The sequence below is a fragment of the Pseudalkalibacillus sp. R45 genome, from assembly GCF_052246725.1.
In the GTDB taxonomy this organism is placed as follows: domain Bacteria; phylum Bacillota; class Bacilli; order Bacillales; family Fictibacillaceae; genus Pseudalkalibacillus.
The window spans coordinates 169,593-190,685 of sequence record NZ_JBQQCL010000006.1 but is presented as its reverse complement, the minus strand read 5'-3'; the positions used below and the strand labels follow the sequence as shown (position 1 = coordinate 190,685).

Annotated in this window: 17 protein-coding genes, 1 pseudogene and 1 riboswitch; of the genes and pseudogenes, 2 read left to right on the top strand and 16 right to left on the bottom strand. The window is 44.1% G+C overall.

The annotated features are described in order from the left end of the window. Window positions 1–12: 12 nt before the first annotated feature. Entirely contained in the window at window positions 13–492 is a 480-nt protein-coding gene (locus ACTWQL_RS12945; RefSeq protein ID WP_443142854.1) for a GyrI-like domain-containing protein, read from the bottom strand. Between the two features lie 110 nt (window positions 493–602). Between ACTWQL_RS12945 and ACTWQL_RS12940 the strand changes: the two genes are divergently transcribed. Further along, entirely contained in the window at window positions 603–1,580 is a 978-nt protein-coding gene (locus tag ACTWQL_RS12940) for a helix-turn-helix transcriptional regulator (protein ID WP_443142853.1), read from the top strand. 62 nt (window positions 1,581–1,642) lie between these two features. Here the strand turns inward: ACTWQL_RS12940 and ACTWQL_RS12935 are convergent, their stop codons facing one another. From ACTWQL_RS12935 to ACTWQL_RS12880, 12 genes and pseudogenes are all read right to left on the bottom strand, one after another. Beyond that, entirely contained in the window at window positions 1,643–2,455 is an 813-nt protein-coding gene (locus ACTWQL_RS12935; RefSeq protein WP_443142852.1) for a nucleotidyltransferase domain-containing protein, read from the bottom strand. Window positions 2,456–3,035: 580 nt separating this feature from the next. Next, complete coding sequence (locus tag ACTWQL_RS12930) at window positions 3,036–3,707, bottom strand: Type 1 glutamine amidotransferase-like domain-containing protein (protein ID WP_443142851.1); 672 nt, start codon at window positions 3,705–3,707, stop codon at window positions 3,036–3,038. A 198-nt stretch (window positions 3,708–3,905) separates the two neighbouring features. Further along, the gene (locus tag ACTWQL_RS12925; RefSeq protein WP_443142850.1) at window positions 3,906–4,112 is read right to left on the bottom strand and encodes an SRPBCC domain-containing protein; all 207 of its coding nucleotides are present in this window, start codon (window positions 4,110–4,112) and stop codon (window positions 3,906–3,908) included. After that, a pseudogene (locus tag ACTWQL_RS12920) lies at window positions 4,113–4,612 on the bottom strand (MerR family transcriptional regulator). Window positions 4,613–5,065: 453 nt separating this feature from the next. Then, window positions 5,066–5,797: a twin-arginine translocase subunit TatC gene (tatC, locus tag ACTWQL_RS12915; protein WP_443142849.1), complete on the bottom strand. Its 732-nt coding sequence runs from the start codon at window positions 5,795–5,797 to the stop codon at window positions 5,066–5,068. A gap of 212 nt (window positions 5,798–6,009) precedes the next feature. Beyond that, window positions 6,010–6,192, bottom strand: a complete 183-nt coding sequence (gene tatA / locus ACTWQL_RS12910) for a twin-arginine translocase TatA/TatE family subunit (protein ID WP_236312303.1) — start codon at window positions 6,190–6,192, stop codon at window positions 6,010–6,012. 18 nt (window positions 6,193–6,210) lie between these two features. Then, window positions 6,211–7,830: a PhoX family protein gene (locus ACTWQL_RS12905; protein ID WP_443142895.1), complete on the bottom strand. Its 1,620-nt coding sequence runs from the start codon at window positions 7,828–7,830 to the stop codon at window positions 6,211–6,213. A gap of 542 nt (window positions 7,831–8,372) precedes the next feature. Next, the gene (locus ACTWQL_RS12900; protein ID WP_443142848.1) at window positions 8,373–9,809 is read right to left on the bottom strand and encodes an MDR family MFS transporter; all 1,437 of its coding nucleotides are present in this window, start codon (window positions 9,807–9,809) and stop codon (window positions 8,373–8,375) included. Window positions 9,810–10,245: 436 nt separating this feature from the next. Continuing rightward, window positions 10,246–11,481, bottom strand: a complete 1,236-nt coding sequence (locus tag ACTWQL_RS12895; RefSeq protein ID WP_443142847.1) for a homoserine dehydrogenase — start codon at window positions 11,479–11,481, stop codon at window positions 10,246–10,248. A 55-nt stretch (window positions 11,482–11,536) separates the two neighbouring features. Continuing rightward, window positions 11,537–12,856 carry an O-acetylhomoserine aminocarboxypropyltransferase/cysteine synthase family protein gene (locus ACTWQL_RS12890; protein WP_443142846.1) on the bottom strand — a complete coding sequence of 440 codons (1,320 nt, stop codon included), beginning with the start codon at window positions 12,854–12,856 and terminating at the stop codon, window positions 11,537–11,539. Between the two features lie 35 nt (window positions 12,857–12,891). Next, window positions 12,892–13,971 carry a homoserine O-acetyltransferase MetX gene (metX, locus tag ACTWQL_RS12885; RefSeq protein ID WP_443142845.1) on the bottom strand — a complete coding sequence of 360 codons (1,080 nt, stop codon included), beginning with the start codon at window positions 13,969–13,971 and terminating at the stop codon, window positions 12,892–12,894. A gap of 96 nt (window positions 13,972–14,067) precedes the next feature. After that, window positions 14,068–14,179, bottom strand: a riboswitch (SAM riboswitch). A gap of 697 nt (window positions 14,180–14,876) precedes the next feature. Beyond that, the gene (locus ACTWQL_RS12880) at window positions 14,877–16,601 is read right to left on the bottom strand and encodes an ABC transporter substrate-binding protein (RefSeq protein WP_443142844.1); all 1,725 of its coding nucleotides are present in this window, start codon (window positions 16,599–16,601) and stop codon (window positions 14,877–14,879) included. A gap of 186 nt (window positions 16,602–16,787) precedes the next feature. On the opposite strand from ACTWQL_RS12880, the gene ACTWQL_RS12875 reads away from it, so the two are divergent. After that, window positions 16,788–18,047: an MDR family MFS transporter gene (locus ACTWQL_RS12875; protein WP_443142843.1), complete on the top strand. Its 1,260-nt coding sequence runs from the start codon at window positions 16,788–16,790 to the stop codon at window positions 18,045–18,047. Between the two features lie 329 nt (window positions 18,048–18,376). Here the strand turns inward: ACTWQL_RS12875 and ACTWQL_RS12870 are convergent, their stop codons facing one another. From ACTWQL_RS12870 to ACTWQL_RS12860, 3 genes are read right to left on the bottom strand one after another with little or no spacing between them, the layout of a single operon-like run. Next, complete coding sequence (locus ACTWQL_RS12870; RefSeq protein ID WP_443142842.1) at window positions 18,377–19,507, bottom strand: MGDG synthase family glycosyltransferase; 1,131 nt, start codon at window positions 19,505–19,507, stop codon at window positions 18,377–18,379. Next, complete coding sequence (locus tag ACTWQL_RS12865) at window positions 19,504–20,094, bottom strand: DedA family protein (RefSeq protein WP_443142841.1); 591 nt, start codon at window positions 20,092–20,094, stop codon at window positions 19,504–19,506. The genes ACTWQL_RS12870 and ACTWQL_RS12865 overlap by 4 nt, the downstream gene beginning before the upstream one ends. Further along, entirely contained in the window at window positions 20,091–20,828 is a 738-nt protein-coding gene (locus ACTWQL_RS12860; RefSeq protein ID WP_443142840.1) for a polysaccharide deacetylase family protein, read from the bottom strand. Before ACTWQL_RS12860 ends, ACTWQL_RS12865 begins: the two co-directional genes overlap by 4 nt. Between the last annotated feature and the right edge of the window lie 265 nt (window positions 20,829–21,093).

Genomic DNA, 21,093 nt, shown 5'->3' with positions numbered 1-21,093 from the left:
CCCCTTTATTTTTTATTTCCTGACTACAGGAATCCACATTTCACCAAATACCAAACCGTTCCGCTCCCCCATCTCGACCGTCGCATTCGGTCCACCAACATAGGAAAAACCCTCTACTTCTGGCAAGACTTCACCAAAGGCAATGCCAGTAAGCGTAACATTCAGTTCATCAGGTGTCTTCCCTTCCCCTTTGACGACCAGGTATTCTCCCTTAGGAAATTGGATCACTCTGGCTTCTTCTGGTGGCGATGCCTCAGTCATGACACCTGCATAATGCATCATCTTGTTATTAACTGCTTCGTTCACGGCAAAAATGTAGTCATTTTTTGCGATAGACTTTAAATGATCAAATCTTCCATCTTGACTGACGGCTTGCCAAAAATCTGCCTTTTCCTTGTTTACGCCACCAAAGTCTGTGTAATCACTCTTAATCTCAGTTCCTAAACCTACAACGGTAAAGCTGTCTTTTTCTTCCAGGTTAAAATTAGCCATATTCAAAACCTTCCTCTTTTTAAGATTTATCAAATGAATTGTGTTCTTCACTTGATAGGTATATCATAGTCTTAAATCATGTCAAAAAATGACACTGTTTTGAGGTCCTTATGAAAAAAGTTGAACGGATTAATACCATTATGCGTTACATCAACAACCGCGCCCATTTTACCATTTCTGAAATCATGCAAGAATTTAACATCTCTCGTTCGACCGCTATCAGGGATATCAGAGAAATCGAGTCCATGGGGATGCCTCTTGTCGCTGAAGTTGGTAGGGATGGGGGCTATTTTGTCATGCCCAACTCTGTCCTGCCCGATGTCCACTTTACCGATAGTGAGGTCAAAGCTCTTTTTATTGCTTTTATGGCCACAAGAAATCAACAACTCCCCTATCTTAAGAGTCGTCAGTCCTTAGCTGAAAAATTACTTGGCCTTATCTCAGAAACCCAGCAAGATGACCTTGTCCTTTTAAATCAAATCTTGCTTTTTGCAGGTACCAACCCCTATAATCCCGACCTGCTTGACCTTACAGACCTCCCTCATCCGATGTTAGAAAAACTCATCCAACTCATTCTTTCGGATCGCTATTTATTGATTACTATCAAAGAAGAGAAGGTAATAAAATCTTATCCAGTTTATCTCTTGCACCTTTATCATGAAAAAAGCTTTTGGTTGATTGAAGGCTTTGATTTGAAGGAAGAAACGAAGCAGATTTTCCCTGTCGACCATCTCATCGATGTCGAGCCCTACTTGACGAAAAAAAGATCAAGTAAGAAAAAGATAGTAGAAAAACTAAGTAAGCAGGAACAAGTAGTCAATCTTGCCCTGGAATTTGGTCCAAAAGCGATTGCCCAGTTCAAAAAATACCATCCTATAAAAGTTTCAATTTCCTATACGAATCCTTACCAAACTACAGCCATCCTAAAGACTTTTGTCAATGTTAATCGTCCCGAAGAAATGTCCGAAATGACAAATTGGCTACTATTCCTGGGTGGAGATATCAAGGTCAGGGAAATGCCAGAAGAAATTTTTGAACGGATACAAGAGAGATTATGCCTCTACTACCCAGAAGGAGGGAACACCTAAAACTCAACTAATTGTGAACTTAACCAAATCTAGAAATGGTTAGACTATACCCACCCATTGGGTTAAGAAGAAATATTGGCTTCATGTGCAAAGTTCGCACAAACCCATTCACCCTCGTACTTAAAAAACTCATATACAGCCTCACGGTCTGTAGGCGGTTCATCTATCCAATTTAGCAGGGTACGGATGATTGATTCTTTTTCTGGGAAGTGGTGGATAAAGACTTCAGATTGCTCATGAAGTCGTGTCGTCCAAATCTGAGAACGAGCCATCACCATGGAATAGTATGTTCGAATAAGTTTACGAGCAAAGCCTTGCGAGTATTTTTTAAAATCTTTTTCAGAGGCTGTCTCCAACCTTTTTAACGTACGATTAAGAACCTCATAAATATCACCATTAAAACTGATTGCGATCTCTGCTGTAAGTTTATACGGATCAAATCGTTTTCCGACATCCTCTCCGTACACACAAACACAGAGTTCCTTAAGAAATGCACTTTCATAATAATTTGAGGGGTCAACCATATAGTCATAATATGCTGTAGCTATACCCACATCACTAACTAGAGAACGATACTTTTGAGACAGTTCTCCAGCAAGTTTCTTTAATTCATCCAACTTAACGGAACTCAGTTTGGTATCAAACATAGCGATCATGTCTAAATCAGATTTATTTAGAACCGCTTCTCCTCTGGCTACACTGCCATACAAATAAACACTATGCAATTGATTATGGAACAAACTTTCAAGACTTTCGACAGATTCTTCTATGCAAGGCACATAGACATCCTCAATTTTGTCTTTACTAACATCACTTACTATAAATCCATTAGGGTCAAGACCATAACCTGAACTTAAATTCCCTATTACAATCACCACCCTTTTCTCTTAACCAGGTAATTTTCCAATCTAATCACTAGATAATTGGGAAATACAAGTTTCTTATTAGAGTAAGCTGTACATTTACCTCAATAAATCAATTCACATTTTAAATAGTATCCCTCTAATGTGGAAAACAGACACCTTCTTCCAGAATTGCCCCCGATTGAGGAAGAATGACTCAATTATAAAACCTAACGGACACAGAGGACTTTATTTTTAGAAATACATGTGCTTACAAAATCTAACGGACACAGGAGACATTATTTGCTCCAAAATCATCAAGAACAATAGACTTTTTTACGAATAACGCCTCTGGTGTCCGTTAGCATACTGAAATTGGCTTTTTTGTCACAAATCCTGTCCGTTAGGCCCCATCTGCATTCCTTCTTCAACAATCCTGCCCATTTGTTTAATAAGTTCCATTAAAAAAGGCGTTAATCCTTATTAGATCAACGCACCAGTTAGCTTAAGTGAAACCCTTCACAATTATTGATAAGAAACCTATACAATCCTCTCTAAATTGCAACACAATGAATCTCGCCTACGTTTTTATATTTTTAGCGGAGGAGTAATATCAAGGCAAAAACAGCTTCCAATGCCCTTCGGAAACAACTTCGACTGCTCCGTCAATCACTTTGATGGCGGTTTCATCGTCTATGGCATACGCCGGCCCCTGCATCCCGGCTGCCCATTTCTCTGCAGCAGCCATCGTGTTATGCGGTAGCATCTCGTGATCCAGATGAGGGAACATTGCAAAATCGACCAGACTCAGCGTATTATCAGCACCGTTGGGTGGAGTCCAGCCAACGAAGAATTCCCCGATGTTTGGTGCCATCACCATGCTCCCAGCACTCATTCCCACATAGACTGCGTGCAGTGACTGCAAGAGGTCTGCCAGCCCGGATTGCCGCATCCAGTGGCACAGGTAAAGGGCGTCACCGCCCGACACAAGTAGAACGTCCGTCTCCCGAACCAGCGGAACCCAGCGGTCTTCGTCAATGCTTGGCAGCGCTGTGAGTTCCAGCACGCCGACGGACTTCCAACCTAAGTCGACCATAGGATTCCCCCCGGAATTTCCGCTGATAAACTCCCAGGCTTTAACGCCAGGACCGACCCAGGGGTGTCCGTACATCGCGGTTGGGATACACAGGGCGTTGGATTCGGCGATCGGTTTACCCAGCATTTCAACCAGCGCATCGTGAATGCTTTTATTATTGATGCCTCCTGATGTGAGGAGAAACTTCATAAAATCAACTCCTTGTCGTTGTGTAGTAACTGTCAAAGTTTTTCATACTTCTAAGACAGCAACTCTTTGATTTCTAACTATCAATACTACTGGCACCCAGGTATACGCTCAAATATGGTAGTGCCAAAACCAGTACGGCCAGTCCGATCCACTCCCATATGCCCTCCTGCTGGTTAGACCTGGTCATATTATTCGTCATTAATTTTTCTCCACTGTTGACTCTTTCTGTAGATACTCGCCCAGTTTGTCCAGCATGACCTTCGTGCCGTGTTCACGCTGAGCTGCGGTATCATGGTCGTCGAGGAAGACTCCTTGCTCGGTGTAGATAAGCTGAGTACCAGCTTCTGCATTCTTGAACTCCACCGTGGTCACGGATACCGATATACGTGTTTCATCAAGATCCATTTAGTTTGGTTCATTTGAATGCTTTGAGAGAAAGTCGTCAAGCCTGTCGAAGTGGTGCACCATACTTTATCCTCGTTCAGTAAAAAAATTTTCATGATTCTTTTTCATCAAGCTTAATAATTTTGTGAAATCCTCAACCGTCAACGGCTCTTCCATTTCCACCAGACTCGATACATTTTGTAATTCTTTTAAAAGCTTCTGTTGAATTCTGATATGTTCTCTAAGTCGATCGATTTGAAGCGATACAATTTCGAATGGACTGTAATTGTGATCAGCTAGAATCGATTTAACTTCATCGAGTATAAACCTAGTTCCTTTAATGCGAGAATTTGTTGTAGACGTGAAAGGTCGGATTCGTTATACAACCTGTATCCTGAGTTAGAATATCCAGATGGAGAATACAAGCCAATTTGATCATACTACCGTAATGTTCGAACGGTTAACCCTGTTAATGTGGCAAGTTCCCCAACTTTCCAATATTTCTTACCTGCAATGATCATCCCCTCATTTCGCGCGACTATTAATTACCGGTGGCTTTAATATAAACCATTACGTGACGTAAGGGTCAAGTTAATATGTAAAAATTATTTTAAAGAGATAAACGTATGGAAAAATCTTATCGGAGTCCCATTCCCCATAGAACACCCTTTTTCTATATAATTTAACCTAAATACATAAATTCTTTTTAGGGTTATTCTACAATCTGGCCCATTTGTGATAAATAAAGAAACCTCTTATTCCAGAAAACTGCCTTTTCCGGAATAGCGCTCCGGTTGCATTGCACTTTTATCTTAACATATAATTCCAGTTCATTTGATTCAAACACTGTATAGTTATTTCCACCGTGTAACTTGAGATATTATTTGAGCTGTTTTTTCCACACACAAAAAAACGCAGGTGATTTCGTGTGTGAAACCACTTGCGTCTTGGCGTGAATTGTCCAGTGTATCCATTTAGTAATCCGCATTCCATTCTTGTTCACGCTTTAATTTTTTCCGATAGACGAAAGCAGAGATTGTGATACTGATTTCGAATAAAACGACAAGACAGACGAGCACTAAGATATCGGACAAAAAGTCTGGCGGTGTCAGTACCACTGCTAGAACCGTAAAGACGAAATAGCTGATTTTCCTTGATTTTTTCAGGCGTGCAGGGTTCAATATTCCTAGCGCTGTCAGGAAAAGGACGACGACAGGCATTTCAAACAGGAACCCGAATGGCACCGTCATTTGAAAAAGGAAATTGAAATATTTTTCTGTCGTATAGAACATCTGGAAACCGTCATCTGATAATCCTTGCAGGAAATTAAGCACCGTTGGAAAAACAATCGCATAACCGAATCCGATCCCGACAATGAACAATAGGAATAATGCAGGAATCAACATCAACGTCGCCTTCTGCTGGGTTGCCTCTAAAGCCGGAACGACGAATCGCCACGTATGATAGGCAGCCATCGGGATTGTGAGGCTGATCGCCACCACTCCGGCAATTTTAAAATAGATCCAAAGAATATCAGTCGGACCGAGCAAGGCGAGCTCCGTGTTCAAATCTCTTACAAGCCATTGATAGATTTGCTCTACGAAAATGAATCCTACTATGAAAAATGCTAGGAAACTTGCCCCGACAATAAGGATCCGTTTCCTCAACTCGTCAAGATGGTCGACCAGTTCCAATTCTTGAGCCATCTTCTCAGCTCCTTTCTACTTATAAAGAAAACTTGGTAAAGCCAAGCCTTAGTGATGGCTGAGCCATTCGTTCCTCGAAAAAGCATTTGCTTTTCCTTCGTGCGGTGTATTGCTTCTGAAGCCACCAGCTTGTGCACGTATACTGAAGAAAATATTTATGCTTTCTTTAAGGATAAAAGAAGAAAAGAGGATGCCCTCTTTTCTCCCAGAAGTTAATTTTTCTTTTCTTTTGCGCTGGTGTCATCTGAAGAGACGAGATCCTTCGTTGCGTTTTTGAATTCTTTCAAAGTGTTTCCGAATGCGCGTCCGATTTCTGGCAATTTAGCTGGCCCAAAAATGACGAGTGCAATGATCAAGATCAGGATCAATCCTGGAATTCCGATATTGAATGGCATGATTCATTCTCCTTTCTATTAAAAGCCTGTGATTGCGACAACACCTGGACGTGGCATTGAATCCCCTGCTCGGTGTGGCCACTTGCTTGTCGGTTTTGAAAGGTCTTCGGTTTCTTCACCTGGGTGCTGAATGGATAGAAATAATGTTTTCTCATCTGGTGTGAATGATGGACCTGTCAACTCTGCTTCAACCGGGGCTGAAGCGAACTGGTACGCAACACCTTCATCTTGCCCATGTGTCGGGATTGCGAACATGCCGTTGTTCCCGAAAGGCTCCCAAATCGTACTGTTCAGCTTGCTGCTTGAGATATCAGTAACAGTCCAAAGGTTTCCATCTTCATCAAATGTCAGATTATCCGGCGCGCTGAACCCGCTCTGGATCCCACCTGCCGTAAAAATCGAGAATTGGAATTCAAGCGAACCGTGATCTTCATTCTTTTCGAAAAATCGCGTGATGTGACCGTGCATGTTTCCGTGATTATCATTGTTTGTATGAGCAATGAAGATTGTTCCATCAAACGGGCTGATTTCCACATCTTCAGGACGATCCGTCGGAGTACCACCAACGAGAAGCGCTGCATCATGGCAATTGACGACGATATCAGCCTGCGTCTGGAACTTGTCCAATGCTGCTTTGTCATCTGCTGCCGCTTTTTTGACTTCTTCAATCGTGACCGGCACCCACGCGCCTTTACTGAAATCCGCAACATATAGCGTTCCTTTTTCTAAAAGTTTCGCGTTCTTTTTTCCAGCCTTCGGATCGTATTTCCCTTCGCTGATGAATTTGTACACACATGCATCCTTCTTGTCATCACCCATGTAAACGACGACACGACCATCATTCGAGAGTCCCATGCTGGCATTTTCATGGTTGAAGCGACCAAGAGCAGTGTGTTTGCGCACCTGGAACTTCTCATCGAACGGATCGACTTCAACGACCCAGCCGTAATGTGTTTCATCAAGCTTTGTTGCTTCTGAAGTATCCTCGTAGTTCTCTTCGCAAGTAAGCAACGTGCCCCAAAGTGTTTTTCCGCCGGAACAATTCGCAAATGTTCCTTGTACTTTCGAAGCACCTCCGACCGCTGTTGCTCCTTTTGCCGGTCCAGTCAGGGCAATTGGTGTCAGACCAGTAACACGGCGGGCATATTGTGAAGCAGTATCCATTTTCCATCCGTCATTTCCTTTGACGACTTCAATGATTGATCCACCCTGGTTGTAGAGGGCTTTTTCAATTTGGGCTTTCGAGTAACCATCTTCTATTTCTTTACCGAACACGAACTTGTCATCGACGTATTCATGGTTTACCCACAACAGTCCACGCTCGTCTTCAGCTTCAATCGGGAAAAATAATGTGAAATCGTTGTTGAATCCGAAAGTGTCACCTTTTGTGTTGATCTTGTCACCATAAGCCGCAACGACGTTATAAGAATACCCTCTAGGTAAAACGAGATCATCCTTGCTTGTCGGTTCGATCGGTTTGAACTTCAAAGGACCCATCTTCGGTATTTTCTTATTCGGTTTGTGGAAATTGCCTTGCTGTGCATTTACTTTATCTGCGATTCCGTCTAGTCCAGTGCTGGCAGCAGCTAATGCCACCGAACCAGTACCTAGATATGTGAGGAATTTTTTTCGATCCATTTTCGTTGACAACCTTATCCACTCCTTATTCTATGTCTTACATGACAAATGATAGAGTGTAGTTGTTAAGTACATATTGAGGAAGTTTAAAAAATAGGCGGATACGAGGAATGCAGGTACCTATTTACTAGATTTGAGGTAGTTTTATTGTAGATTTGCGGTTTTTGCTTCAAATTTAAAGCTGAAAAAATGATCAATTGGAGGATTTTTGGACAAAAATCCATCAGTTATTGTTGAGAACGTAAAGGAATTCTTAAGAAATGTTTACTAGTGTTGCGAGAAATGTGGGGGAGGGCGATTAATCTATTCACTTTTCAGGGGAATCTGTTCACTTCCTTCGGAGGTTTTTGTATTCACTTCTCAGATTAATCTGTTCACTTTTGTAAATAATCTGTTCACTTTTCGATGAATCTGTTCACTTTTAAGCATAATCTGACCACTTCTGTGATTATTTTGTTCATTTTTTCTTTCAATCTGTTCACTTCTCAAATCCAGAAAAAAAGGCCACCCGCTAGTTGGTAAGCGGGTGGCCTTTATCATCTTTATTTTTGTCTTTCTGGTTCAAAATCAGGTGCTATGGCTTTTCTGATGAAGAGTGCAATGACAAATGTTCCGATACACAACGCAAGTGCGAACCAATAGGCGTGATGTACACCCGCTGTCATCGCTCTATCCAGTACTTGTTGAGTGATTTGACCTGTTTGTTTTTCAAGATAGCTCGTTTGGCCCTGGCTCATGATACTGACGAAAACCGATACACCAAGCGCTCCACCGATCGGCTGGAGCGTATTCGCAATCGCTGTGCCATGCGGATACAGATGTTTCGGTAATTCATTCAGTCCATTCGTTTGTGCTGGCATCAGAATTGCTGAGATCGACAGCATCAACACGATATATGCAACGATGAACCACCAGATCGGTATGGACGGATTGATGTTGCTGAAGAAAATCATCACACCAACCAAAACGAGTGAGGCAGGAATGATCAACTTTCTAGGCCCGAATTTATCAAACAACGTTCCCATGACCGGGGACATCAATCCATTAAGCAAGGCTCCAGGCAACAGCAATAAGCCTGCAATTTTAGCCGAATATCCGAGAGGTCCTTGCAAATACATCGGCATGACGATTTCAGAGGCGAACATCGCCATAATGACGACCACAAAGATCGTGACACCAATCGCGTAATTTTTATAAGCAAAAACCCTGACATCAAGCAACGGCTCATCGATCTTCAATTGCCGCCACACAAAGAATACAAGACTGGCAAAACTGATTCCGATGATCAAAAGGATTTTAAAAGAGGTAAAGCCTTCTCCGCTTTCCCCTGCACTGCTGAACCCATAGACGATCCCGCCGATTCCGATCGTCGATAGGATGATCGACAGCACATCAGCCTTGGGGCGAGTGATTTCCCCAACGTTCTCCAAGTATTTCATTGCAAACAGAATTGAAAATACTGCGAAAGGGATGACTGTGATGAACAGCCAGCGCCAACCTAAGAAATCGACGATAACGCCGGATAGAGTAGGTCCAATGGCTGGAGCGAACATGATGACGAGCCCAAACGTCCCCATGATCCTCCCGCGGACCTCAGGCGGGTACAGTAATAGCAATGCATTCATGATGACAGGAATCAACAAGCCCGTGCCGACCGCCTGGACCATCCGACCCGTCAACAGCATCGGAAAATTCAATGCACAAGCGGCAATCACCGTACCCGTTAAAAAGATTGACATGACTCCGATGAACATTTGCCTTGTCGTGAACCATTGGATCAGTAATGCGGAAATCGGCATCAACACACCCATTACGAGCATGAAGCCCGTGGCCATCCACTGGACAGTTGGCGCTTTGATATTGAATACATCCATCAACTCGGTCAATGCGATATTAAGAAGCGTCTCGTTCAGAACTGCGAAAAAAGCACCGATCATGAAGGTGACAAGAATGATTTTCGTATTGATTTTTGTTTCCATATTATCCCCCGAAACGTTTTACCATAATTAAACACTTATCCATAATCCAATATTTCGGATGAAATTACAACTCATTCACCTCAATATTTTGAAGATAGGTCTTTTTTAACTGCACCGAAATTTTTTGGATTTGCTCCGATATCCTATCTAACTTCTTTAATGAAGGCTCTTTTCTAAAAGACTGTTGCTTTTGAGTTATTTTTAAAAATCACCTTGTGTAAGTTGATAGGAGAGCAAGGTGCGAGACTCCTGCGGGATCAGCGGGACAGGTGAGACCATTCAATGTCGCAAGGCGACGAGTGGGCTCACCGCACGCCCCGCGGAAAGCGAGCATCCTGGAGCGGAAATCAACGACGTTCAAAAGCAACAAAGTTTGCGAAAAACAGCCTTAATGAAAAAACAGCCCGCTTCAAAAACGAGCGGACTGTCCATCTTATCATGCTGTTGCAAAAGCTTTTTTTACTGGTTGTGCTGGTGTGCCTGAGAACGGATAGACGGTGAGGTCATTGTCCTTCGCTTTCAGCTTTTTGATTTCACGGCCTGTCGCCTGGATGAGTCTCCCGGTAACCCGATCATGATGATCCATGATCGATTCTTCGAAAAGTGTAATCCCTTCGAATTGATCAGTCGAATTGCCGATTACGAACCATGTCTGTTCTTGCTCATCCACATCATGCAGGAGCTTCACCTCTTTTACGACCGGTGAGTGGTGGACTGAATTGAAGACGTTCACGAGATCCTCGATGATCGCACTTGCCGTCGGGAGCTTCCCAGCGCCGGGACCCTGCAGCTTCAACTGTCCGACGAGATCCCCTGTGATGACGACCGCGTTATCAACGCCTTCCACAGAATAAAGCGGATGGTCTTCTGAAACGACTTTCGGTTCGACATCAATTTTCAGCGCACCATCTTTATAGACGAGCGAAGCGACATGCTTTAACCGGAAACCGAACGATTCAGCTAGCTGGATATGGTTCAGAGAAATGTCCCTTATCCCTTTCCGCTCGATCCATTTCCACTCAGGGCGCTGTCCGAATAACAACTCGGTTAGGATGACGATTTTATAAAAGGCGTCGTAACCATCTACATCATTAGATGGATCAGCCTCGGCGTATCCCTTGGTCTGTGCTGACTGCAACGCATCCAAAAAAGCTGTCCGTTCATTGCGTATTTCACTCAGAATGTAATTGGACGTGCCGTTCAGAATCGCTTCAATCTTCACGACAGAATTCACCTGCAGCAATTGATGGAGGGTCCCGATGACAGGAACGCCGCCCGCAACGGATGCTTCATAAGAGATCTCAACATTCTTCGCTTGTGCTTGTTGCTTCAGTTCACGCCCCTTATGGGCAAACAGTTCCTTGTTCGCAGTTATGATATGGCAGCCTTTATCAATCGCTTTCGATAGGTATGTGTAACCGGGCTCGATCCCGACAATCGCCTCGATTACGACATCGAGATCAGGAATAGCAAGGATTTCGTCAAAATCAGTTGTTACGAGAATCTCTGGAGCAATTCCTCTTTCCTTCGTAATGTCATTGACCAGAATCCCTGCCAAATCCACCTTCTTGCCAAGAAGTGACTCCAGGCGTTCCTGATAGTTTTCAATGATTTCATAAACCCCGCTGCCGACCGTTCCAAATCCAAGCAACCCAACTTTAATGTTCCCCACTATTTCCCCTCCTATATCATTGTGATCGTTTTGGTAATCATCTTTTTTAAAAAGCTCAGCTGTTCACTTGTTCAACCTTGGATGTTAATCCTGTTGCTGCTTCAATCGCTTGTTCCAGGTCTTCGATCAGATCGTCGACGTTCTCGATGCCGACAGACAAGCGGATGAGGTCTTCTGTAACGCCAGTGGATGGGAGTTCTTCTGGTCGCAGCTGCTGGTGGGTCGTACTTGCCGGATGGATGATCAGGCTTTTCGCATCTCCAACATTCGCAAGGTGTGACCACAACTCGACATTGTTGATCACCGTTGCACCTGCATCCCGGCCACCTTTAATCCCGAAAACGACCACGGAACCAGCGCCTTTCGGTAAGTATTTATTTGCAAGCTGTTTGGACGGATGGTTTTCCTGCTCAGGATAAAGCACCCAATCGACTCCCGGATGGTCCTCAAGATACGCAACGACTTTCCGAGTGTTCGCAACATGTTCTTTCACACGTACATGCAACGTTTCCAATCCAAGTGCCAGTTGGAAGGCGTTGAACGGACTTAACGCTGCCCCTGTATCCCGTAACAGCTGGACGCGCGCTTTTATGATGAAGGCGAGTTCCGGCAGCGCTTCAGCATACACGATTCCGTTATAACTGTGGTCAGGTTCTGTGAATCCAGGAAACTTCGGGGAATTCCAATCGAATTTACCAGCATCGACAATGACTCCTCCCATCGTTGTTCCGTTGCCGCCAAGCCATTTCGTTGCTGAATGGACGACGATATCAGCACCATGTTCAATCGGTCTCAACAAGTAAGGTGTTGCTAGTGTGTTGTCGACGATGAGCGGAATACCTGCTTCGTGCGCGACTTTCGCGACCGCTTCAATATCGAGGACATGCAGTCCTGGATTTCCGAGCGTTTCGGCAAAAATCGCTTTCGTATTCGGAGTGATGGCACGACGGAAATTTTCCGGTTCCTTCGGATCGATGAAATGCGTCGTGATCCCATGTTTCGGGAGTGTAGTTGAAAACAGATTGTACGTCCCGCCGTATAACGTGGATGCTGATACGATTTCATCTCCAGACTCCGCAACATTGAAAATCGCAGCGGAAATTGCTGCCATGCCACTTGCGAAAGCCAGTCCAGCGATTCCACCTTCGAGCTCTGCTACCCGTTCCTCTACGACATTGACCGTTGGATTCCCAATCCGTGAATAGATATAGCCTTCTTCTTGCAGGCCGAAAAGATTTGCAGCATGGTCGGTATCCTGGAATTTGTAAGCGTTCGACTGATAGATCGGCAATGCTCTCGCTCCTGTCACTGGATCCGCTTCAAGACCTCCATGTACCCCAACTGTTTCAAAACGATACTTTTTCTTTTCACTCATCTCAATCACTCCTCATTATTATTTTTATAAATCACTTAAGCTTCTAATCTCGCATCCGCAACGGCTAATTGAGCCAATCGATTCTCTATGATATGCCCCCATTTCTCGAACTCTACCAGGAATCCATCATGACCAAATTTTGAATCCACTTCATAAAACTCAGCAGCACCGCCTAGCTGTTGGAGCTTTGTCACGAACTCCCGCATTTTTTCAGGCGGATAGAGCAAATCCCGTGTAAAACTGATTGCAAATACTGGCACATGAAGATGATGCATCGCATTTTCCAGACCGCCTCGCTCACGACCAAGATCATGGCTGTTCATCACTTCAAGAAGTCGGAGATAACTATCCGCATCAAAACGCTCGGTCAGCTTTTCTCCCTGATAGGATAAGTATGATTCAATGTCATAGGTGGACTGGCCATCTTTTTTGATATGATTCCGATCGAATCGCTCTTCAAAGAGCACGTCAGATCGGTAGGTGATCATGCCGATCATCCTCGCCAGACTCAAACCTTGTTTCGGAAGCTTCCCTTCACGCCAGGCTGGATCTTGCTGGATTGCCACACTCGAAATATGGTTGAATGCAATTGCGTAATCGCTGAACTGTGGTGTAACCGCAATCGGAAAGATGCTGTCGATGAAATCCGGATACATGGCTCCCCATTCAAGTACCTGCATCCCACCAAGCGACGCACCAATGACCGCTCTCATATGATTGATTCCCAGTATATTCAGAGCTACGAACTGCACTTCAACCAGGTCTCGAACTGTTAAAACAGGGAACTTTCCTCGATAAGTATCACCATCATCAGGATTCGTGGACGCTGGTCCTGTTGATCCGTTGCAGCCGCCGAGCACGTTGAATGTGATGACCTGATAACGTCTCGTATCGACATAACTGCCATCACCAGCTAAACCATGCCACCAGCCGGGATCTTCTTTTGTACCGACTGTGTATTGACTGCCGGTCAACGCATGACAGACCAGGATGACTGGGGCATTACGAGGACCGCAACGTTCATAGGCAAGCTCGATTTCATCAAGTTTTTCACCGGATTCCAGTGTGAAATTCGGGATTTGAACCGAGCCAGTTTTATAAAAAGAGTTCCCCACTGTCAGATGCCTCCTTTACTTGGATTTGAACATTTTTGCAAATTAAAAAGCCTCTCTGATAAAGACAGAGAGGCCAAATTATAAATACATTTGTCTCTCTCATCTTCCGAAGCGCACAAACGCTTCGCAGGAATTAGCACCTTTCAAACCGAAGTTTGATGGTTGCCGGGCTTCATCGGGCCAGTCCCTCTGCCTCTCTTGATAAGAGTTGAAAATCAATTTAATTTTTAAATTATTTGAATCTTAGCATGCTACAAAAAACGTGTCAATATCGAATTTCAGTTTTCGAGCAAGATTATTGGCGCTTGTCACCCTTGGCATTCCGCAGTTTTCAAGGTAGATTCTTGATCTTAATTGAGCTCAGAAAATTTATTTGAGGAAAAAAGAATGTGGGAGTTAGATCATCTTCATACACATACAAGAAACAAGAGAAAACGGCTGTACTCTGTCCGAATACGGCTCTTTTGGGACAGGAGACACAGGAAAATGCGGTACACTGTCCCATAACTGCTCTATTTGGGACAGGAGCTAGAGGAAAATGCGGTACACTGTCCCATAACCTTCTATTTGGGACAGGAGACTCAGGAAAATGCGGTACACTGTCCCATAACCGCTCTATTTGGGACTGTAGCTAGAGGAAAATGCGGTACACTGTCCCATAACTGCTCTATTTGGGACTGGAGCTAGAGGAAAATGCGGTACACTGTCCCATAACCGTCTATTTGGGACTGGAGCTAGAGGAAAATGCGGTACACTGTCCCATAACCATTCTATTCGGGACAGGGGCAAGAGAACAAATCGAAACCCTGTCTCGAAACAGCTTAAATAAAGGACACGAAAACACACGTAAACTGCCTCAATTCGACCTCCTACCAAAAAACCGTCCCAAAGTGCCTATAGAAAAATCACTGAATCCACAGCTTACGCAGATCAATGTTGCCGAAGGAGGCGAATTGCACGTCCTGGATCATCGGGTGGTAGCTCCGCCGTTTTACAGGATGATTCATAAAAAGAAACAGCCGGTTCACTTTTATATAATCTTCAATTTCCTCTATCCACTTTTCACGACCATCAGCTGTAGCTTCCTGTTTAAACTTATCCAGCCATCCATCGATCTTTTCAAGATATTCTTTACCCAACAACCGCCGGAACAACAAGGCGTCATTTTTAAAAGCACCCAAAAACGACAGATGATGATCATGCGAGGCTACCTCGCCCATGAAAAGCACATCTGCTTTTTCCTCCAGTTCTGAGGAGTAGAAATCATCGATCCGGAAAGGAACGTGGCGGAAATGTACCCCGTACCTGCCCGCCTCTCTTATCAGCCATTCACCCTCTTCAATTGCTCGCGCATAATCAAGCGAAAAAAGGCTAAGCTCCTCCCCTTTGTAACCAGACTCTCTAAGCAACTGCTCAACTCGAGTGAGGTCCCGGCGTGGTACTTCCGATTTCCAATGAAAATAACTCGATGCCTCTATCGGCTCTCCACGTCCGAGGTCACGATACATTTGCTTCACATCCAACAAATGATAGATTGCTTCCCGGAATGAGGGATGATGGATGGCAGATTGCCGGTTGAAATTGAATGCGAAAAACCTGAAGCCGACCTCGATCTCTTCTTTCTCGAGAAATACTTCACTATCCTTCGCCCCCTCGATTTGAAAGCTGACCTGTCCGACAGTTGGTTGCGGCACGTTCCAAAATTCGATCTCATCCAATAATGGCCGCTCCAGGAAATAGTGATCGAATGCCTCAAGAACCAACTTCTTTTCTGATTTCTCTTTTAGCTTGAACGGCCCTGTCCCGATCCACTCATTGTCATCGAACTGGACATCGGCAGGTAAAATAGCAAGGTTATGTGTGCTGAGATACCGCGCGAAAAATGGATTCGCTTTTTTCAAATGGAACGTGACGATAAAAGGCGAAGGACAGTCAATCCGTTCGATTTCTTCTGTCATCCAATAATACGGTGAGCCCCGCTTCATCCGATTGAACGTATGAAGGACATCCTCACTCGACAAGATCCCTTGATGATGGAACCGGACCCCTTTTCTCAGATAAAAGCTCCACGTTTTATGTTCTTCATCCACCCGCCAGTGATGGGCAAGATGCGGTTTGATCGTGTCATTTTTCGAATCGTATGTAACGAGACTGTCGCCGAGCTGCTGGACGAGGTAGCTTTCAAAGGTGATTGATACTTGGGCAGGGTCGAGACTAGTAAGCTCGTTTCTGAAGATCGATCGTAAAACATCTTTCGTCGGACTTTTAGATTGCACGCCAAAAAGCGTTTGGATTTTGTCCGAGATGTTAGCGGTCCAGGACTTCGGAATCGGAAGCTGCAAAAGATGCATCAGATCATCCATTCGCTCCTCTTCCACATAATTGGTTACGGTCCTTTCGATCTCCTCTTGAAAAGGCAGTGGAAATTTTACTTTAGAAGCATTTCCTCTTCCTCTGCCAGGTTCATAGTCCACCAGATTATCCGCCTCGAACTTTTTCAATTTCCGTTTAACATTTTTCTGCGTACAATACCAAACCTGTTCAAGTTCACTCAGTTTGAACGCTGCTGTTCTTTCTTTTTCCCTGGGATAAAGGAAAGCTCGCAGCTGGTAATAGGATAAGTCTTTCATCGCACACCTCCTTGAAGAAAGCTTGGCAAAGCCACGCCTTTGGCGCAGGCTGAGCTTTAGCTGCACTAATATTGAAGAAAGTATTTATACTTTCTTCAAATGTGAAAAAGGGGACATTATTCATTTCATTATACCCTTTTTATCCCCTTTTCGAAAATGCAAAATAATGATAAGGGAGTGAGCGTAATGTTGAAAGATTTACATCCGAATATTCGAATACGTATTTACACATCTTTTCTAAGTAGATTGATCGGGTCCATGATTTTTCCGTTCATGGCGATCTATTTTACAAATGCGATCAATGCTTTCTGGGCTGGGACGTTGTTATTGATCAACGTCATCATCCAATTCGTCGCTGGGCTATATGGCGGTTACCTGGCCGATATTTTAGGTCGTAAAAGCATGATGGTGACAGGAGAATGGATGAAGGTGATCGGCTTTGTCGGGATGATTCTCGCCAACTCACCTTGGTACACCTCTCCATGGGTGACCTTTGCCATGATGACGATCATCGGAATCGCCTCAGGACTTGTCAATCCCGCTGCAGAAGCGATGTTGATCGATGTCAGTACAAAAGAAACGCGCGCCTTCATGTACGCAATCAATTACTGGGCAGTGAACATGTCTCTCATGCTTGGATTGATTGTTGGAGGTTTCTTATATAAAACGCACTTTTTCGAGTTGTTGCTCGCCTTGTTTTTGATGTCGCTGGTCACACTCTGGATGACTTCCACACTCATCCATGAAACCTTCACGCCGGAAGGCACGACAACGAAGCCATATGGAATCAAGCCGATTTTACAAAGCTATAAGACTGTCATCACAGACATTCCATTCGTGTTGTTCATACTCGGCGGAATTGCAGTGCTCTCGATCGAGTTCCAACGAAACAATTTCATTGCTGTGAGATTGGAAAAGGAGATCATACCGAAAACATACTCGCTCTTTAGCGGACTTGATATGTCGATCGATGGGGTGAAACTTCTGAGTCTGCTGACCGTTGAAAACACGATCATCATCGTGCTTTTCACGGGAATTGTCGCGAAATGGATCCGCAATAAACCGGAGCAGCCGATCATGTATACCGGATTCATCCTGTTCGGACTTGGCTATGGTATTTTAGCATTCTCGAACGACTTGATGACCCTCGCACTCGCTGTAGTTGTCCTCTCGATCGGGGAACTGATGTATGTACCGACACGGCAATCGGTTCTTGCTGATATCGTCGATGATTCGAAGCGTGGCGCTTATATGGCCTTCAATGGATTTGTTTTTCAAATCGGAAAAATGGCTGGGGCACTCGGGATCATTATCGGAGAAGCAATCGGCGGCGTCGGGATGGGTGTCCTCTACATCGTCTTTGCTCTGTTCGGCATCGTTTTTGCACGAATGGCAATCCAAATGCGTACAGTCAACGGTAAAATAAGAACGCAAAAAGCAATATAGACTAGTAAGGAAGGACGACGACCGTCGTCCTTTTCCTTTTTTGATTGTTTGTGGTGCCGGGAATCCGGCCAAATCTGAGGGTATTCCGGCCACTTTATATCATAATCCGGCGGGTATGGAGCTTAATCCGGCCACTTTATAGCACAATCCGGCGGGTTTGCTCCATAATCCGGCCAAACCGCTTGCAACCACTGCGCATTCCATCTAAAGAGAACTTGGCAAAATCAAGCCTTAGCGCAGGCTGAGTCTTCGTTGCCCTTATGTTGAAAAAAGTATTTATACTTTTTTTAAATACAAAAAAGGACGACTTCTCGTGTCGTCCTTCATGATCACCCTGGTTGGATACTGAGCATTGCTGGTTCGTCCATCAATTTGACGATTTCAGTTTTGGCGGAACTCTCTGCAGAAGCGAGATATTCATCCATCCGGCTGAAAATCTGCTTCCTGCGCCATTCATTTTCAAGTATTAGTGCAATTTCGTGTTCAGATTGCTGGTCTCCAAGCGGTATGATCAGTCGTTTTTCTTCCAGTCCTTTTAGATTATATTGCTCTTGTCCTGGTAAAGCGGAGTGGACAAATATGATCAACCGTTTTTTCAGAGCCTCGCTGATCGTGATGCCTCCTGGTTTTGTAATGATGGCATCTGCACGTTCGTAAAGCCTGTTCATCTCTTCGCGGCTATCGATATATCCCACCGGCTGGATATGTGCTAGATTCCAAGACTTCAATTCTCTGAAAAGCTTATCATTTTTACCGCATAGAACGGTATATTGGTAACGTGCGTTTCCTCGAACACTTTTCAACATAGGGAGGATGTTCCCGACACCGCTGCTTCCGCCTGCAACAAGGATGTGCTTTTTATCGGACGGGTGACGCTCAGAATAAGACACGATATCATCACTTGTCGGAATGCCAGTGATTGAAATCTGATCCTCCCTTACATCGTATTGTTCCATCAGAACCCTTTTCATCGATTCATCATTTACCAGATGGAGATCGATATCTTCTTTTCCCCAAATGCCATTTACGAAAAAATCTGTATAGACGTTCACAGTTGGGATTGAAGTCCGATGCTTTCGTTTTAAACGGCTCACAATCGCGGAAGGGAAACAATGCGTACAGACGATCAAATCAGGCTTCTCTTCCTTCAGTAATTCGAGCATCTTCTCTTCAAAACCGAGCATGTTCACATAATCGATCGACAAGGAAGTCTGCTGGTCTTTCGGCTCATACATGAACCGCTTGTATACCCAATGATAGGTTTTTGGGAGCGAGCTGATCCATTTTAAATACATATTTCCAATCGTCTTTTCCAATGGCTCATTCCAATAGCTAAGGAAATCAATTTTTTTGCAAATGATCTTTTCATCCGAGTTTTGGATCGAATCAATCAAAGCATCCGCTGCACGGTGATGGCCTGATGGCATTTGGAACAACGGTAAAAACAATATTTTCTTCATGCTCTGCTCCCTCCTTTCACGCTTCTTTTTTTAATCAATACAGTGCCGATGAAGAGCAATAATGCTGCCACACCGACCCACGGAAGATAGTTTAACGGGATCTGGTCGCCGATAAAGAAACCGACGATCATATAACTGAGTGCCCAAAGTGCACTGCCGATAATCGAGAAGACCATATATACCACAAATGGATAACGACTTGTGCCTGCAATATACGGTGCAAGCTGTCTCAAACCTGGAATGAACAGTCCGAATAAAATCGTTAAAGTCCCATAACGATGGAATTTGGCACTCATCCTCTCCCACCGAGCTGGAGTTACTTTTAAAAAACGTCCATATTTCGTCAGGAAAGGAAGGCCAAGAAACCGACCGATCAAATAAGCGGTCAACATACCTGAAAGACTGCCGCCAAAAGCGCTGAGCCCAGTCCAAAACATCTCCAGATGATGTTGTGCGGTAAGCATGCCAATCAAGACAAGAAACGTCTCTTCGGGTGCAGGAATTCCGACTACACCGCAAAAAAGCGTAACAAGTATGATCCAATATCCATAGGTTTCAAGGGCAAACATGATATGTTCCTGATTCATACCGACCACTTCTGTTCTTCTGTTGATTTTTTACCCAGGTGCTCCTCTAACGACACACAGCGGAATCCACGGCGTCGTACATGTGGAAGGAATCTTTTCAGTGCTTCGATCATGTGTGCCGGTGCATCTGAATCCGCTCCAGCATCCTCACCATCATCATGAAGCAGGTAGATCTGCCCTTCTGATATCTGGGCGATCAAACGCTGTTGTAATCCACTTGAATCAGGTCCTTTTCGCCAATCTTGAAAAATCGCAGACCAGAGCACAATTATATAACCTCTAGCAAAAATATTCGTGAACAAATTGAATCGTCCATATGGAGGACGATAATAAACCGGTTTTACGCCAGTCAGATTTTCGATGATTTCCGCACTTCTGCTAATTTCTCGTTTTGTAGACCATGGTGTCAGGAACCAGCTGTTTGTATGACGATAATGATGGACTCCAATCGTATGCCCCTCCTGTTTCATCCGTTTGATAAGATCCGGATGATCAAGAGCTTTTTCAGCAACGACAAAAAAGGTCGCTTTCACATCATATTTTTTCAATAAATCCAACACTTGTGGGGTATAGACCGGATTTGGGCCATCGTCAAACGTCAGAGCAAGTGTTTTATTAATTTCCCCTTTTTTCACCATGCCTATTGAAAGCATTCGTAACAGCACAGTCGGAAAGATTCCGTATGAAAGAAAAAGTATCGCCAAAATGCCGACGATCCACAAGACTACCTGCATATATATTTCACCTTCATCATCATTAATAAACTATTGGTTATCGCTAATTTCGCTAAAAATCTTCTTTAGATAAATACCTTCAACAGCATACCATATTGAGTGGTTTTTGTTTTGAGCCAAACCGACTTCCTAATTCTACCAGACGCATTGACTTTCGAGAAGGTTAATTTTTTATAGGTTTCGAAGTGTTTCGTGTGTTTTCGACAAATACGTACTTCCAATTTCTGTCTGATGAATTTGTGAGTCAAATATGGATACCCCGTCA

Bases quoted from the DNA above. Each gene is read 5' to 3' on its own strand.
- ACTWQL_RS12900 (WP_443142848.1), bottom strand. From the start codon at position 9,809: ATGGAAACAAAAATCAATACGAAAATCATTCTTGTCACCTTCATGATC.
- ACTWQL_RS12925 (WP_443142850.1), bottom strand. From the start codon at position 4,112: ATGGATCTTGATGAAACACGTATATCGGTATCCGTGACCACGGTGGAG.
- ACTWQL_RS12945 (WP_443142854.1), bottom strand. From the start codon at position 492: ATGGCTAATTTTAACCTGGAAGAAAAAGACAGCTTTACCGTTGTAGGT.
- ACTWQL_RS12940 (WP_443142853.1), top strand. From the start codon at position 603: ATGAAAAAAGTTGAACGGATTAATACCATTATGCGTTACATCAACAAC.
- ACTWQL_RS12880 (WP_443142844.1), bottom strand. From the start codon at position 16,601: ATGAAAGACTTATCCTATTACCAGCTGCGAGCTTTCCTTTATCCCAGG.
- ACTWQL_RS12930 (WP_443142851.1), bottom strand. From the start codon at position 3,707: ATGAAGTTTCTCCTCACATCAGGAGGCATCAATAATAAAAGCATTCAC.
- ACTWQL_RS12890 (WP_443142846.1), bottom strand. From the start codon at position 12,856: ATGAGTGAAAAGAAAAAGTATCGTTTTGAAACAGTTGGGGTACATGGA.
- ACTWQL_RS12860 (WP_443142840.1), bottom strand. From the start codon at position 20,828: ATGCAGGTAGTCTTGTGGATCGTCGGCATTTTGGCGATACTTTTTCTT.
- tatA (WP_236312303.1), bottom strand. From the start codon at position 6,192: ATGCCATTCAATATCGGAATTCCAGGATTGATCCTGATCTTGATCATT.
- ACTWQL_RS12870 (WP_443142842.1), bottom strand. From the start codon at position 19,507: ATGAAGAAAATATTGTTTTTACCGTTGTTCCAAATGCCATCAGGCCAT.
- tatC (WP_443142849.1), bottom strand. From the start codon at position 5,797: ATGGCTCAAGAATTGGAACTGGTCGACCATCTTGACGAGTTGAGGAAA.
- ACTWQL_RS12865 (WP_443142841.1), bottom strand. From the start codon at position 20,094: ATGAATCAGGAACATATCATGTTTGCCCTTGAAACCTATGGATATTGG.
- ACTWQL_RS12905 (WP_443142895.1), bottom strand. From the start codon at position 7,830: ATGGATCGAAAAAAATTCCTCACATATCTAGGTACTGGTTCGGTGGCA.
- ACTWQL_RS12875 (WP_443142843.1), top strand. From the start codon at position 16,788: ATGTTGAAAGATTTACATCCGAATATTCGAATACGTATTTACACATCT.